This is a genomic window from Pararhizobium sp. PWRC1-1, from assembly GCF_049897905.1.
GTDB lineage: Bacteria > Pseudomonadota > Alphaproteobacteria > Rhizobiales > Rhizobiaceae > Pararhizobium.
Genome location: NZ_JAFCXE010000001.1, coordinates 445,019 through 459,109 on the forward strand (window position 1 = coordinate 445,019; position 14,091 = coordinate 459,109).

Sequence of the window (14,091 nt, forward strand, 5' to 3'; positions counted from 1 at the left end):
AGAGAGTTTTCTAGCGACCTCATTCTGCCACGGTGCAGGCCGCTACTCACCCCTGATGGGATCTCAAGGCGCGGGAATACGGGAGAGGACGCAATGGCGATCAAGCTGTCCGGCGGCGACCGGCAAGGTGACTTCCATATTCTCCTTGATTGGCAATCGGCGCTGGATATCGGCGCTTTTACCGTCGACGGTATTGATGTCTCGCCGGGAACGTCGATCCCGTCCGATGGCGACCGGCGCATCGACCACGCGCTTCAGGGCTTCTTCTTCACCTGCGGTCCCGATCATATCCGCCATCCGGAACCCATTGAAGCGGACGGCGAAGGGCGGTTGTTTCCTTTGCACGGGTCGCTTTGCGGAACGCCGGTCAGCCGGACGGAGATGGCGGCAGAGGATGAACCTCCAGGGTGCCTTGCCGAAACCAAAGTCCAGCTTGCCAATGGCGGTTCCGCTCTGCTCTCACGACGATGGACCGTCAATGCCGATGCCGCAGAGGTGCTGCTCGCCGACCGGGTCACCAATACCGGTGATACGCCGTTTGCACCGATGTTGATGTATCACATGAATATCGGCGGCTGGCTGCTCGGCGATGACACCTATATCGCGGGAACGATGTTCGGTGACGAGAAGCGCCCGTGGCGATTCGGTGAGGGGGAGAGCGCACATTTCTGCGTGCCTGCCGCAGAGAAGGCCGACGGCGGCTGGGCGCAGGTGGCGCTTGGACCATTCGAAGCCTTGTCCAGCCGCTCGCTGATCGTCCGCTTTTCCACGGCGACCCTGCCATTCCTGCAGATGTGGCGATGCCAGCGGGGATCGGCTGATGTCATCAGCATCGAGCCGGTTTCGCACCGTATCGCCAGGCGCGAGGCGCTTGCTGCCGCCGGTGAAATGCCGATGCTCGCGCCGGATGAGACGATCGAATACGCGCTGGCGTTCCAGATCCGCTGAGCCCGCCTTTCCAATTGACGCATGAAGCCGCCGGTCTTACATCAGTCCGGGCATTATTTTGAGGAAGGCACAGCCATGGACATTCGCCAGATCAACAATGAATATTCGGTCACCGGACAGATTTCCGTCGAGGACCTTGATACGATCAAGGCGCTGGGTTTCAAGTCCGTCGTCTGCCATCGCCCGGATTTCGAGCAGCCCGATCAGCCGCAGTTCGAAACGATCGCCGCCCGCGCCAAGGAACTCGGCCTCGACATCACCCATATCCCGGTCGGCCCAATGGGCGTGACCGCCGATGCCGTGCGCGAAATGGTCGATGCGCTGGATACGTTCGAGCGGCCGATGCTCGGCTATTGCCGCTCCGGAGCCCGCTCGACCAATGTCTATCAGCAGACCCAGCACATTCGCGGCTGATATCGTTGACGGCGCGCATTCTTGCGATTGCGCGCCGGTCGTCCTTGGATGAAGCCTAGCCGTTCCGGATCTGGCTCAGCGTCAGCGTCGGCGTGATTGCTTCCGGATCGAGCCTGATCTCGATGATCGACGGCTTGCCGCTTTGGCGGGCGCGCTCGAAGGCACCGGCAAAATCCTCCGTCTTTTCGACGAGTTCGCCATGGCCGCCATAGGCGCGGGCAAAGGCTGCAAAATCCGGATTGGTGAGGTCGGTGCCGCTGACCCGGCCCGGATATTCCCGCTCCTGATGCATGCGGATCGTGCCGTAGATGCCGTTGTTGATCACCAGGGTTATGATCGGCAGATTGTAGCGCACGGCGGTGGCGAATTCCTGCCCGTGCATCATGAAGCAGCCATCACCGGCAAAGCAGATCACTTCACGTTCTGGAAACAGCTGCTTGGCGGCGACGGCGGCCGGCAGGCCGTAGCCCATTGAGCCGGATGTCGGAGCCGCCTGCGTGTCGAACTGCTGGAACCGGTGGAAGCGGTGCAGCCAGGTGGCATAGTTGCCGGCGCCATTGGCAAAGATCGTATCCTTTGCCGTATTCGCCTCGATATAGCGCATGATCGGCCCCATCTGCACATCGCCGGGACCTGTTTCGGGCGGGGTAGACCAAGTGAGATAGGACTGATGCATCCGTACCGTCCGTTCGGACCGACGATATGGTTGCGCCGGTGTCAGGGTCTCAAGGGCGGCTGAGAAATCATCGGGTGCTGCAACAATCGCCAGATTCGGACGGTAGACCCGGCCGAGTTCGCCGGGATCGGGATACACATGCACCAGCGTTTGCTTCGGGTAGGGCACCTCCAAAAGGGTATAGCCCGAAGACGGCATTTCGGAGAAGCGGCCACCTATCAACAACACCAGATCGGCTTCACGGATGTCCTTGGCCAGCGCCGGATTGATGCCGATGCCGACATCTCCGGCATAGTTGGGATGCAGGTGGTCAAACAGCATCTGGCGGCGGAAGGAGCAGCCGACCGGCAGGTCGAAGCGCTCGGCGAAGGACTGGAACTGCCGGACTGCCTGTTCGCTCCAACGGGTGCCGCCGAGAATGGCGATCGGCCGTTCGGCTTTAGTGAGCAGGGCTTCCAGCGCCCGCATCTGGCCTGGCCCGGGATGGCTTTCCACTGGCTGATATGGCTTCGCGGTGACAGCTTCTGTCTTCTGCATCAGCATATCCTCCGGCAGTGTCAGGACCACCGGACCGGGGCGGCCGGATGTGGCGACCGCAAAGGCACGGGTGACGAATTCCGGGATACGGGCGGGATCGTCGATCTCACCGACCCATTTGGCAATTTCGGTGAAGGCGCGGCGATATTCGATTTCCTGAAATGCCTCGCGCTCACGGGCATCGCGCTGGACCTGGCCGATGAACAGGATCATCGGGATGGAATCCTGGCGGGCGATATGCAGGCCGGCAGAGGCATTCATGGCGCCCGGACCGCGCGTCACCATGCAGATGCCGGGTTCGCCGGTCAGCCGGCCCCAGGCGTCAGCCATCATCGCGGCGCCACCTTCCTGGCGGCAGACCACGACGTCTATGTCGGTATCATAGAGTGCGTCGAGCACGGCGAGATAGCTTTCGCCCGGTACGCAGGACACCCGCCTGACGCCATTCGCCTTCAGCGCCTCAACGATCAATTCTCCGCCTGTCTTCATGTCTGCTCCTCCCAAAGCACTTCACTCACGTTTGTCAGATGGCCGGCGATGCCGGTGCTATACCTGCTGTTTTGTTGACCCGGCGCTCGCGCCAGATGATGTAGAGGCCGGAACCGATGATGATCGCGATGCCCAGCCATTTCAGCGCGTCCGGCAAATGGCCGAACACAAGCCAGCCGAAGATCGTCGCCGAAACGATCTCCAGATATTGCAGTGGCGCCAGCACCGAGGCGGGCGCGGCACGATAGGCATAGACGCCGAGCACGCCGGAGATCGTCGCGGTAATGCCGACACCGAGCAGATAAAGGCCGGCGGTCATATCCGGCACGATCGGATCGAAGATATCCGAGCCGGTCCCGTCGCCGATGTAAAGCAGGATGCCGCAGAACACCGCGCCCCAGACACCGGCATGAAACTGCATCGACCACGGATCCTCGTTCTGTGCGACCAGACGGGTGACCAAAAGGAAGATCGCCAGTCCGAAGGCCGAGACAACAGGCAAAAGCGCGATCCAGCCGACCTCCTGCATGCTCGGCTGGATGACCAAAAGCGCTCCGAAAAAGCCGACGCCGCAGGCGGTATAGCGCCGCCAACCGATGGTTTCCTTGAGGAAGATGCTGCCGAGGATCGTCAGGATGATCGGTTCGACGAAGAAGATGGCGATGGCATCGGCGACTTCCATCGCCTTCAGCGTGGTGATGAAGGACAGCATGGTCACGACCAGCAGGCCGCCGCGCAGCATATGCAGGCCGGTTTTCTTCCAGGTCAGATCGAACAGCGTGCCGCGGACGATGACGATCGGCAGGATGAAGATCATCTGCAGCACGAAGCGGACGGCAGTGATTTCAGCCGATGGAATTGTGGTGATCGCGAGCTTTGCAAAGATATCGATCAGCGGCGAGATCAGCACCGCGATGACCATCAGGCTGAGGCCGAAGGAAACATCGTTGCTGCGTGTGGCCGCTTTTGCAGAAATGTCGGTCATGCCAGGTCTTTGCTCATTTCCGTTGCTCCACGACGGAAATGCACCATGCGGCAAAATCCTGCATGGCACCATCGCGCTCAATTTCATTCAAGGTTTCGTGGCGCATCGACGGGTAAACAACTGTCGTCACGCGCTTCAAGCCGACGGCCAACATGCGCCGTTCCAGCCAGCGGATTTCCCGTCCGCCGTTGGTGGCCGGGTCCTGGCCGCCGCCGACCAGGTGGATCGGCAAGTTTTTCGGCAGTCGGCTCAGCCGATCCGGCTTTGCGCCGTCGAAGGTCAGCGTGAACAGGTCGATCCACATCGAAACGCTGGCATCAAAACCGCAGAGCGGATCGTCGATATATTTTGCCACTTCCACCGCGTCATGCGACAGCCAGTCATAGTCGGTCTTGCGGTCGAGTATCGATTTGGCCCAGGCGCCGAATGTCAGTTTCGACAGCAGCCCGCTCGGCACATCGGAGCCTTTCAGCATTTTCTCGATGGCAAGCACGACTTGCGCTGCGCGTCCGGCAAGCCCCGGATTGAAATTCGAGTTCCAGACAGCCAGTCCATCGTAAAGGCCCGGATCCGTTTCCGCGGCGTTCAGCGCGATCAGGCCTCCCATGGAATGGCCGAACAGGATGACGGGAAGGCCGGGATGACGGCTGGCGGTGATCATGCGCATTGCCCTGACGTCGTCGACGACCTTGGCTGCCCCTTGCGATTGCGCATAACGGCCGAGCGGTGCATCGGCGGCTTTTGTTGCGCCGTGGCCGCGATGATCGTGCGCATAGACGTTGAAACCGTGGGCGGCCATGACTTCGGCGAAGCGGGCATAACGGGCGGAATGTTCGGCCAGCCCGTGGCTGACGATAAGCACACCTTTATGCGGCGCGGCGGCAGGCCAGTGGCGCCAGGCAAGGGCTGCTCCGCTCGGGCTTTGTAGCGTTTCGACCGTGGTGAACACCCCTTAGATACTCCCTGGCGAAGTTCCTGCGCTTAACCGCTATCAAATTGATTTACCAGCCAAAGGCAACAAGCGCTTGGTGCTTGTTTGACATCAGGTCAGGAAAAAATCGATCGGGCATGAATTTCAGGTTGCAATTTTCTCGTTTTAATCGCTAAATGATCTTGTTTTGTTCTTGTTGGAGGAGGCCTGCATGCAAGGGAATGTGAGGACTATCTTCGTGCCGTATCTGCATCGTCTGGGGCTGATCATGATAGCCGCAATGTTTGTTTCACCGGTCTTTGCGGAGGAAAAAGCCACAGCCGCCAAGGGCAAGACCGAATACATTCTCGCTATCAGCTGGCAGCCGGGATTTTGCGAGACCCGCCCGACCCGCAAGGAATGTGCCGGACAGACCGCAGAGCGCCATGACGCGACGCATTTTTCCCTGCATGGCCTGTGGCCGGTGAAGAAGAGCTATTGCGGCGTCGCTGCGGATATCAAGGCCCGCGACCAGAAAGGCGACTGGCTGGACCTGCCGCAACCGGCTATGGCTGAGAAGACGGCAGCTCAACTGGTGGTGGCCATGCCGGGAACGCAATCCGGGCTCGACCGGCACCAATGGCTGCGCAGCGGCACATGCCACGGCGGAACCGCGCAGGACTATTTTGCAGTGCAGCTTCGTCTTCTCGATGAAATCAACGGCTCGGCGGTGCGCACCCTGTTTGCCGGCCGGCTCGGACTGGATGTGACGGAAAGCGAGGTCAAGCAGGCCTTTGACGACAGTTTTGGCAAGGGGGCGGGTGACCGCGTCAGGATGCGGTGCCAGAAAGCCGGCGCGCGCAGCGTCGTCACCGGGCTCACGATCGGCCTGTCGGGCGATATTTCCGCCGATGCCGGCCTTTCAAGTCTGATCCTTGCCGCCGGTGATACCGATTTCAAATGCGCAAAAGGGACCGTCGATGCAGCCGGCATTCAGTGAATGGCGTTGCTAAAACCGGTTTCTTCATTGCTCCGCCGGGATAATTCGCCTACATAGCGGGCAAAATCCCATTCCGTCGGAGCAGTTCTCTCTATGGCACGTCAATTCATTTATCATATGTCCGGGCTGAACAAGTCCTACGGCACCAAGAAGGTGCTGGAGAATGTCAATCTGTCGTTCTATCCGGACGCCAAGATCGGCATCCTCGGCCCGAACGGCGCCGGTAAGTCGACCGTGCTGCGCATCATGGCCGGGATCGACACGGAATATACCGGCGAAGCCTGGGTCGCTCAAGGTGCGACCGTCGGCTACCTGGCGCAGGAGCCGCAGCTCGACCCCACCAAGACGGCGATGGAAAACGTCATGGAAGGCGTGGCCGACAAGACCGCCATCCTCGAGCGCTACAACGAACTGATGATGAACTATTCCGACGAGACGGCGGAAGAGGGCTCCAAGCTCCAGGACATCATCGACGGCCAGAACCTGTGGGATCTCGAAAGCCAGGTCGAAATGGCGATGGAGGCTCTGCGCTGCCCGCCCGGCGATGCGGATGTGACCAGCCTTTCCGGCGGTGAGCGCCGCCGTCTGGCCCTGTGCAAGCTGCTGCTCTCCAAGCCGGACCTTTTGCTGCTCGACGAACCGACCAACCATCTGGACGCCGAAACCATCGGCTGGCTGGAAAACCATCTGCGCATGTACGCCGGCGCCGTGATGATGATCACCCACGATCGCTACTTCCTCGACAATGTCACGGGCTGGATCCTCGAGCTCGACCGTGGCCGCAGCATTCCTTACGAAGGCAACTATTCCGCATACCTGCTTGCCAAGGCCAAGCGCATGCAGCAGGAAAACCGCGAGGACGCCTCCCGTCAGAAGGCGATCAGCCGTGAACAGGAATGGATCGCTTCCAGCCCGAAAGCCCGCCAGTCCAAGTCGAAGGCCCGTATCAAGGCCTATGACGAACTGGTCGATGCAGCCGACAAGATGCGTCTTGGCGATGCGCAGATCATCATTCCGATCGGCGAGCGCCTCGGTCAGGTGGTTATCGAAGCCGAGAACATTACCAAGGGTTACGGCGACCGCGTGCTGATCGACGACCTGTCGATCAAGCTGCCGCCAGGCGGCATTGTCGGTGTCATCGGACCGAACGGCGCCGGCAAGACGACGCTGTTCCGGATGATCACCGGCCAGGAAAAGCCGGATAGCGGCACATTCCGCGTCGGCGATTCCGTCAAGCTCGGTTATGTCGACCAGAGCCGCGATGCGCTCGATGGAGCTAAGACCGTCTGGGAAGAAATTTCCGGCGGTGCCGAAGTCATAAAGCTCGGCAAGCTGGAAATGAATTCGCGCGCCTATTGCGGCGCCTTCAACTTCAAGGGCACCGACCAGCAGCAGAAGGTCGGCAATCTCTCCGGCGGTCAGCGCAACCGGGTTCACCTTGCCAAGATGCTGAAGGCCGGCGGCAATGTGCTCCTGCTCGACGAACCCACCAACGACCTCGATACGGAAACACTGGCGGCGCTTGAAATCGCGCTGGAAAACTTTGCCGGCTGCGCTGTGATCATCAGCCACGATCGGATGTTTCTCGACCGGCTGGCCACGCATATCCTCGCCTTCGAAGGCGACAGCCATGTGGAGTGGTTCGAAGGCAACTTCGAGGACTACGAGAAGGACAAGATCCGCCGCCTCGGCCCGGAATCGGTCAACCCAAGTCGCGTCAGCTACAAGCGCCTGACGCGATAGGCAAAATCGGGCTTCATTGGCTGCGCCATCGTTGTGAAGCAGCCAATTGTTTCGCCTGCTAAAACAGATCAAGGCGGTCCGCTCGGGCCGCCTTTTGTCTGTCCTGCTGCCTGTGGCCAATGCGACATTTCAACTTGCAGAAAATCCGAAAATCACATAAACATATCTTTATGTGTTGATGGGGTTGATGATGGCGCGAGAACACGGGCTGGGGCTGGACGAGTTGGTCGACGTGCTGAAGGCAGCGGGCGAGCCGACGCGCATGCGTCTTCTGGCGCTTCTAGCTGCCGGCGACCTGACCGTCACCGATCTTACCGAAATTCTCGGTCAGTCGCAGCCCCGAATTTCCCGCCATCTGAAGCTGCTTGCCGAAGTCGCGCTGATCGATCGCTATCAGGAAGGCGCCTGGGCCTATTTTCGCCTGAGGGGCGAGGGGGCGGGCGTTGCGCTGGTACGCGACCTGCTCTCGGCTTCCGATATTGCCGACGCGGTTCTGACGCGTGACGGCGAGCGGTTGGCGGCGCTGAAACAGGCGCGCTCCGAGAAGGCTCAGGACTATTTCAGCCGCAATGCATCCGAATGGGACGAGCTGCGCCGTCTGCATGTCAGCGAAGCGGATGTCGAGGCGGCCTTGAAAAAGGTTGTCGGTACGGAGCCGGTCGATGGCCTGCTCGATCTCGGAACAGGCACCGGCCGCATCCTCCAGCTTCTCGAAGGACTGTATCGCCGTGGTGTCGGCGTCGATGCCAGCCGTGACATGCTGGCCGTGGCCCGCGCCAATCTTGATCGCGCCGGCATCACCAAGGCCTCGATCCGTCATGGCGATATCTTCAACCTGCCGCTCGACGGCCGTCAGTTCGATCTCGTCACCATCCACCAGGTCCTGCACTTCCTGCCGCAACCGCAAGCGGCGATTGCCGAGGCTGCCCGCATGCTTGTGCCCGGCGGCCGGCTGGCGATCATCGATCTTGCTCCGCATACGCTGGAATATCTGCGTGATGAGCATGCGCATATGCGTCTGGGCTTTTCGCGCCAGACGATGGCTGACTGGCTGGAGAAGGCCGGGCTTTCCGTCGAGGAGACGGTGGACCTGACCCCGGAGACGGATCGGGACCGGCAGCTAACGGTGACCATCTGGCTTGCCCGCGATCAGCGGCAGACTGCTACAATCGATACACCCGAGGGCAAGCGCGCTCTCGCCTATGCCGGGAGGACATGACATGCCGATACACACCCTTTACCCGGCCGAACGCGGAAACCTGCGGCTTTCCTTCGAGTATTTCCCGCCGAAAAACGACGACATGGAAACCCAGCTGTTCCAGACAGTTACAGAGCTATCCGCCTTTGATCCGGCCTTCGTGACGATGACCTATGGCGCTGGCGGCTCCACCAAGGCGCGGTCGCTGACCGCCGTGCAGCGGATGATCCACGATGAAGGGATCGCCAGTACTGCGGCTCACCTGACCTGCGTTGGGGCGCCGAAGGCGGAGGTGGATGCCGTCGTCGACGAGTTCATCGACAATGGCGTGCGCCATTTCGTGGCTTTGCGCGGCGATCCGCAGGGCGGTATTGGTGCACGCTACGAGCCATTTCCGGGCGGCTACGAGAATGCTGCTGCGCTGGCGGCAGCCATTCGGGCCAAGGGGGATTTCGAGATCTCCGTGTCCGCCTATCCGGAAAAGCATCCCGAAAGCCCGGATGTCGATGCCGATATCGATATGCTGAAGCGCAAGGTCGACAATGGCGCGACGCGGGCGCTCACCCAGTTCTTCTTCGATAACAATGATTTCGAGCGCTATCTTGAGCGCGTCCGGAGAGCGGGCATCAATATTCCGGTCGTCCCAGGTATAATGCCGATCAACAATCTGGCTGGGATCACCAAGTTTGCCGGACTCTGTGGTGCAAAGGTTCCCGAGGCCATCGTCACCCGGCTGGTCCATCTCGATGAAAGCCCGGAAGAGCGCTTCAAGGAAGCGACCCATATCGCCGCCGAGCAGATCGTCGATCTGGCGCGCCGTGGCCTTCGCGATTTCCATCTCTATACGATGAACCGTTCGCCCCTGGTGGCGGCCGTGTGCGATCTGGTTGGGTTTGAACGGGTGGGACCCGCTGCTGTTCAATCGCGTTCGGCGGGTGCCGCTGCCTGAAACGGGCGAGCGAGGCACTGCTGCAAACAGAAAGAAGCCCTTGAGACCGGATGGTTTCAAGGGCTTTTTGTGCTTGGCAGCTTCAGCTTTGCGGTCCTTCCTGGAGCACTTTGCCTTGCTGGATATTGCTGCAATGGATTGCGGTTTTAAAGTCCTTCTGTATCGACTGGACTATATGCTGATGCTTTTAGATAAAAAGCATGGTTGCAACGAATACGAACGCTGCACTTATCATGAGGACATTCAACGAATGTGTCATTCCCATAACCGGCCCTCCTTGCGTTGACATCCGAAAGATAGGGGGAAAATGTCACGCATGAAAGGAAAAGTTATGCTGCGCTGCGGCAACGGGACTGTGCAAAAGGCTTATTCACAGGGTTAAGGGTATGATCGGAAAAGGTTTTGTCCGTTGCCACAATTTTTTCACAATGTCTTAACTCTGGTTAATGTAACGCGCTGAAATGCGCTGTGAGTGGCCGATTGGACACAGCATCGGTACTGCCGGGTCGTCTGTTGATTCCATGATCGGTGGTCAGGTCCGGCGGCCCGGCAGCAGGCGGCCATCGAGCACCACGAGGCCGGCGGCGATCAGCAGCATGCCGGCAATGTCGGTTTTTTCCAGCGTTTCCCCAAGAAACAGGACGCCGAGGAAAATGGCGCTCGGTGGTACCACAAGCGTGACCAGCGACGTATTGGTGGCGCCGGCGCGGCTCATGATGCGAAAGAACAGGATATAGCCGTAGGCCGTCGACAGAAGCGCCAAGGCCAGGATCGCCAGCACCGAGGTCATCGGCGGAAAGGCCAGTTGCCATGGCTGATCGACGACCATAGAGAGCGGCAGCATGATCAGCGTCGATGCAGTGAGCTGTCCAGCCGCAGTGACGGGTGCTGCCAGTCCCCGAAAGCGCTTGCCATAGGTCGCTGCGAAACCATAGCTGATTGCAGCGGCCACCGGAAAGAGCAGCGCCCAGAGTGGAATGTTGCTGCCCGCCTGCGTCAGGCCGGGCAGGGCGCTCGGACCGATCAGCACCGCTGTGCCGGCGAGGCCGAGCAGGCAGCCGATGATCTTGACAAGGCTCAGCTTCTCATCCTGCGTCAGCGCATTGGCGATCAGCACGGTCCAGACCGGCGTGGTGGCGTTGAGGATGGCCGCGAGACCAGCGCCGATCTGCGTCTGGCCGAGAAAGATGAATGTGTGCGGAATGGCATTGTTGATCAGCCCGAGCAGCAGGAATTGCGGCCAGCGGGCCTTCAGTTCGCGGTAGATGTCATAGCGGCCGAAGATGTAGATATGCAGTGCAAGGGCTGCCAGCGCCACGCGCAGCAGAACCAGCGTAAACGCCGGCACATGCTGGATGGCGATGCGCGCGAAAAAGAACGAACCACCCCAGATCAGCCCGAGCAGAGCCAGAAGACCCCAGGTGGCAAGCGTCATGCGATTCTGCAAACCGTCCGTTTTCGCATGCATGTGACTTGACCTTCCCCTGCCTCATTCGGAACATACCGACGGTTAAGGCGTAAGCCGGGATTTATCCACCCGATTCTTGAGCCGTGCCACAGATGTGCCGTGCAACATATATGAAGGACGAACTGCTGGAGCCCCTGACGACACAATCGATCGCTGCCGTGGCGCATGACAGCCAAGGGCTCATCTCCATCGCCATCGTGGTGGCGGTCGCAGCCATTCTGGGGCTGGGGTTCCTGCGCCTGCGCCAGCCGCCGCTGGTCGGCTTCATTCTGGCCGGCGTTGCATTGGGGCCGACGGGGTTCGGTTTCATTTCCAACAGCGCCAATGTCACGCTGCTTGCCGAAATGGGCGTCGTCGTACTCCTGTTCTTCATCGGCATGGAACTGTCGATCAAAGCCTTCGTGCTCAGCCTGCGTCAAGCTTTGCTGGTGGCCGGCGGGCAGGTGATCGCAGCCATCGCGGCGGCAGGGCTGATCGCGCTGATCACAGGCGCAAGTGCGGCCGAAGGGCTGATCCTCGGTTTCGTCATCGCGATGTCCTCCACCGTCGTTGCCATGAAGATGCTGGAGGACATGGGCGAGTTGCGCAGCGAGACCGGCCGGATCGCCGTCGGCGTGCTGATCGCGCAGGACATTGCTGTGGTCCCGATGCTGATCCTGGTCTCAAGCCTTGGCGGCGGGGAACTGCATATCGGCATCATCGCGATCAAAATGGTCATCGCCATCGCCATTCTGGCGGCTCTGCTCTGGTGGTTCGGCCGCCATGGCAAGTTGCGTGTTCCCTATAGCGAGGCTGTCGAGGACAAGGTTGAGATCTTGGCGCTCGGTGCGCTTGCTGTCTGCTTCGGCGCGGCAGCGATCTCCGGTCTTGCCGGCATGTCACCCGCCTATGGCGCGTTTCTGTCCGGCATCGTGATCGGCAATTCGACGCTGCGCAGCCGGGTGATACCGGTGATCGAGCCGATCCAGAGCGTGCTTTTGGTGGTGTTCTTCCTGTCGATCGGGTTGCTGATCGACCTGACCTTCATCGGCGAGAATTTCTGGTCGGTGCTGAGCGCTGCGCTGATTGTGATTGCGGCCAAGACCGTGCTGAACATTTTCCTGCTGCGCAAGACCGGCTCATCGCCGCAGATCGCCCTGGTCGCCGGCCTGTCGATGGCGCAGATCGGCGAGTTTTCCTTCGTGCTTGCCGCCGCGGGCCTTGGCGCTGGCGTCCTGCAGTTCGATACCTACAAGGTGGCGATTGCCGTGACTGCCGTGTCGCTGCTGGTCTCGCCGCTCTGGGTCAGCATGATGCACCGGTTGGAAAACATCGCTTCAGAGCATCTCTTGACCTATCGCAAGGCCTTTGCCGTCGCCTATGCGCGCGAACTGAGCGAAGTGTCGAAACGGGGGGCGGCGCTTGCCGGTGCCCGCTGGTCGCTGAAGCTGCGCTACCGTGCGCTGCGGCTTGCCCGCCACCATCGGCGGCGGGCAAAATCTGAAAACAAGCCTGAAACGGATACTACAGAGCGCTGAGAACCGCTTGCGTGGCCCAGCCATCGGCTGGGATGCCAAGGCGCTGCTGTTCCTTCTGAAGCGCCGCACGGGTGCCGGAGCCAAGGATGCCGTCGATCTTGCCGACGTCATGACCCATGGCCTGCAGTTTCGTCTGTAGCGCCTTCATGCCTTCGTCAGTCAATCCCGGTTCCGGGGTGTGGGTGTCGTAAGCCGGAGCGCCTGCAAGCCGGGTGGCGAAATAGGCGGCCGAGGTCGTGTAGATGAACGACTGGTTCCATTCGAGATAGACATTGAAGTTCGGATAGGTCAGGAAGGCGACGCCATGGCGGCCCTGCGGAATCACCAGCGACGAGGCGAGCTGCGGGAATGCTGTGTTGCCGTCGCGCGGCTTGACGCCGAGCTTGAACCAGTCGCCCGCCGTCATGCCGGTCTGCAGCCCGGTTTTCTCCCAGGGCAGGTTTTCCGGCAGGTTGACTTCCTGGATCCAGGGCTGGCCGGCGGTGAAGCCGAGGCTCTTGATGAATTTGGCGGCGGTCAGGATCGCATCCGGCGAGCTCTGCTTGAGGTTCACATGACCGTCGCCATCGCCGTCCATGCCCTGCGCGATAATGTCTTCCGGCAGCATCTGGACCTGGCCGATTTCACCGGCCCAGGCACCCGTCGTGGTTTCCGGATCAAGATCACCGTGCTGGACCATCTCGATGGCCGAGATCAACTGCGGACGGAACATTTCCGGGCGGCGGCAATCATGCGCCAGCGTTACCAGAGCGTTGCGGGTGTTGAAATCGCCCTGGACTGCGCCAAAATCGGTTTCCATTGCCCAGAAGGCGGTGATCACCGGAGCTGGAACGCCGAATTCCTTTTCCGCCCGTTCGAAGACTGCGGCATATTCCTTCATCTTCTTGGCGCCGATATCCAGCCGCGCCTTGCTGACGGTACGTTGCGAGAATTCGGTGAAGCTCTGCTTGAACACACCCTGCGCGCGATCGCGGCTCAGCACTTTTTCGGAAATGACAGAACCGGCCAGCGCACGATCGACCACGTCGGCCGGAATGCCCTTGGCGACCGCTTCAGCCTTGACGCCCTGCAGGAAGGTGGCGAGATCGCCGCCGCAGGGGGCTGCCGGTGTGGCAGGCTTTGCTGCCTGCTGCGCCAGCGCCGATGAGGTCAAGAGGGTGAGAAAACCGATCGAAAGAACGGAGCGCAGAGTGCTGCGTGTCATCGCAAGTCCTTGTTGTAAGGCCGGAACCGGCCGAAAGCAGCGGGAAAATGGCT

The 14,091-nt window shown here is 60.5% G+C and carries 12 protein-coding genes; 7 read left to right on the top strand and 5 right to left on the bottom strand.

Annotated elements, in window-relative coordinates:
• Window positions 1-93 precede the first annotated feature (93 nt).
• Window positions 94-948: a DUF4432 family protein gene (locus tag ACP7E0_RS02165; protein WP_426122662.1), complete on the top strand. Its 855-nt coding sequence runs from the start codon at window positions 94-96 to the stop codon at window positions 946-948.
• Between the two features lie 75 nt (window positions 949-1,023).
• Window positions 1,024-1,362: a TIGR01244 family sulfur transferase gene (locus ACP7E0_RS02170; protein ID WP_426122664.1), complete on the top strand. Its 339-nt coding sequence runs from the start codon at window positions 1,024-1,026 to the stop codon at window positions 1,360-1,362.
• Window positions 1,363-1,417: 55 nt separating this feature from the next.
• Here the strand turns inward: ACP7E0_RS02170 and ACP7E0_RS02175 are convergent, their stop codons facing one another.
• The 3 genes from ACP7E0_RS02175 to ACP7E0_RS02185 are packed head-to-tail and all read right to left on the bottom strand — an operon-like array spanning window position 1,418 to window position 4,998.
• Window positions 1,418-3,064: a thiamine pyrophosphate-binding protein gene (locus ACP7E0_RS02175; protein ID WP_426122666.1), complete on the bottom strand. Its 1,647-nt coding sequence runs from the start codon at window positions 3,062-3,064 to the stop codon at window positions 1,418-1,420.
• Window positions 3,065-3,098: 34 nt separating this feature from the next.
• Window positions 3,099-4,049, bottom strand: a complete 951-nt coding sequence (locus ACP7E0_RS02180; RefSeq protein WP_426122667.1) for a DMT family transporter — start codon at window positions 4,047-4,049, stop codon at window positions 3,099-3,101.
• Window positions 4,050-4,062: 13 nt separating this feature from the next.
• Window positions 4,063-4,998, bottom strand: a complete 936-nt coding sequence (locus ACP7E0_RS02185) for an alpha/beta fold hydrolase (protein WP_426122669.1) — start codon at window positions 4,996-4,998, stop codon at window positions 4,063-4,065.
• 205 nt (window positions 4,999-5,203) lie between these two features.
• On the opposite strand from ACP7E0_RS02185, the gene ACP7E0_RS02190 reads away from it, so the two are divergent.
• The 4 genes from ACP7E0_RS02190 (at window position 5,204) to metF (ending at window position 9,849) form a co-directional block, all read left to right on the top strand.
• On the top strand, window positions 5,204-5,959 hold the full coding sequence (locus tag ACP7E0_RS02190; RefSeq protein ID WP_426123028.1) for a ribonuclease T2: 756 nt from the start codon (window positions 5,204-5,206) through the stop codon (window positions 5,957-5,959).
• Between the two features lie 93 nt (window positions 5,960-6,052).
• Window positions 6,053-7,702, top strand: coding sequence for an energy-dependent translational throttle protein EttA (ettA, locus tag ACP7E0_RS02195; protein WP_426122670.1), 1,650 nt, complete (start codon window positions 6,053-6,055; stop codon window positions 7,700-7,702).
• A gap of 190 nt (window positions 7,703-7,892) precedes the next feature.
• Window positions 7,893-8,921, top strand: coding sequence for an ArsR/SmtB family transcription factor (locus ACP7E0_RS02200; RefSeq protein WP_426123029.1), 1,029 nt, complete (start codon window positions 7,893-7,895; stop codon window positions 8,919-8,921).
• Window position 8,922: 1 nt separating this feature from the next.
• On the top strand, window positions 8,923-9,849 hold the full coding sequence (gene metF, locus ACP7E0_RS02205; protein WP_426122673.1) for a methylenetetrahydrofolate reductase [NAD(P)H]: 927 nt from the start codon (window positions 8,923-8,925) through the stop codon (window positions 9,847-9,849).
• Window positions 9,850-10,381: 532 nt separating this feature from the next.
• Here metF and ACP7E0_RS02210 read toward each other — a convergent pair.
• Complete coding sequence (locus tag ACP7E0_RS02210) at window positions 10,382-11,317, bottom strand: DMT family transporter (protein ID WP_426122674.1); 936 nt, start codon at window positions 11,315-11,317, stop codon at window positions 10,382-10,384.
• A 110-nt stretch (window positions 11,318-11,427) separates the two neighbouring features.
• Here ACP7E0_RS02210 and ACP7E0_RS02215 point away from each other — a divergent pair, with 110 nt between their 5' ends.
• Window positions 11,428-12,834: a cation:proton antiporter gene (locus ACP7E0_RS02215; RefSeq protein ID WP_426122675.1), complete on the top strand. Its 1,407-nt coding sequence runs from the start codon at window positions 11,428-11,430 to the stop codon at window positions 12,832-12,834.
• Here ACP7E0_RS02215 and ACP7E0_RS02220 read toward each other — a convergent pair.
• Window positions 12,821-14,038, bottom strand: a complete 1,218-nt coding sequence (locus ACP7E0_RS02220; RefSeq protein WP_426122677.1) for a lytic murein transglycosylase — start codon at window positions 14,036-14,038, stop codon at window positions 12,821-12,823. The genes ACP7E0_RS02215 and ACP7E0_RS02220 overlap by 14 nt on opposite strands.
• Between the last annotated feature and the right edge of the window lie 53 nt (window positions 14,039-14,091).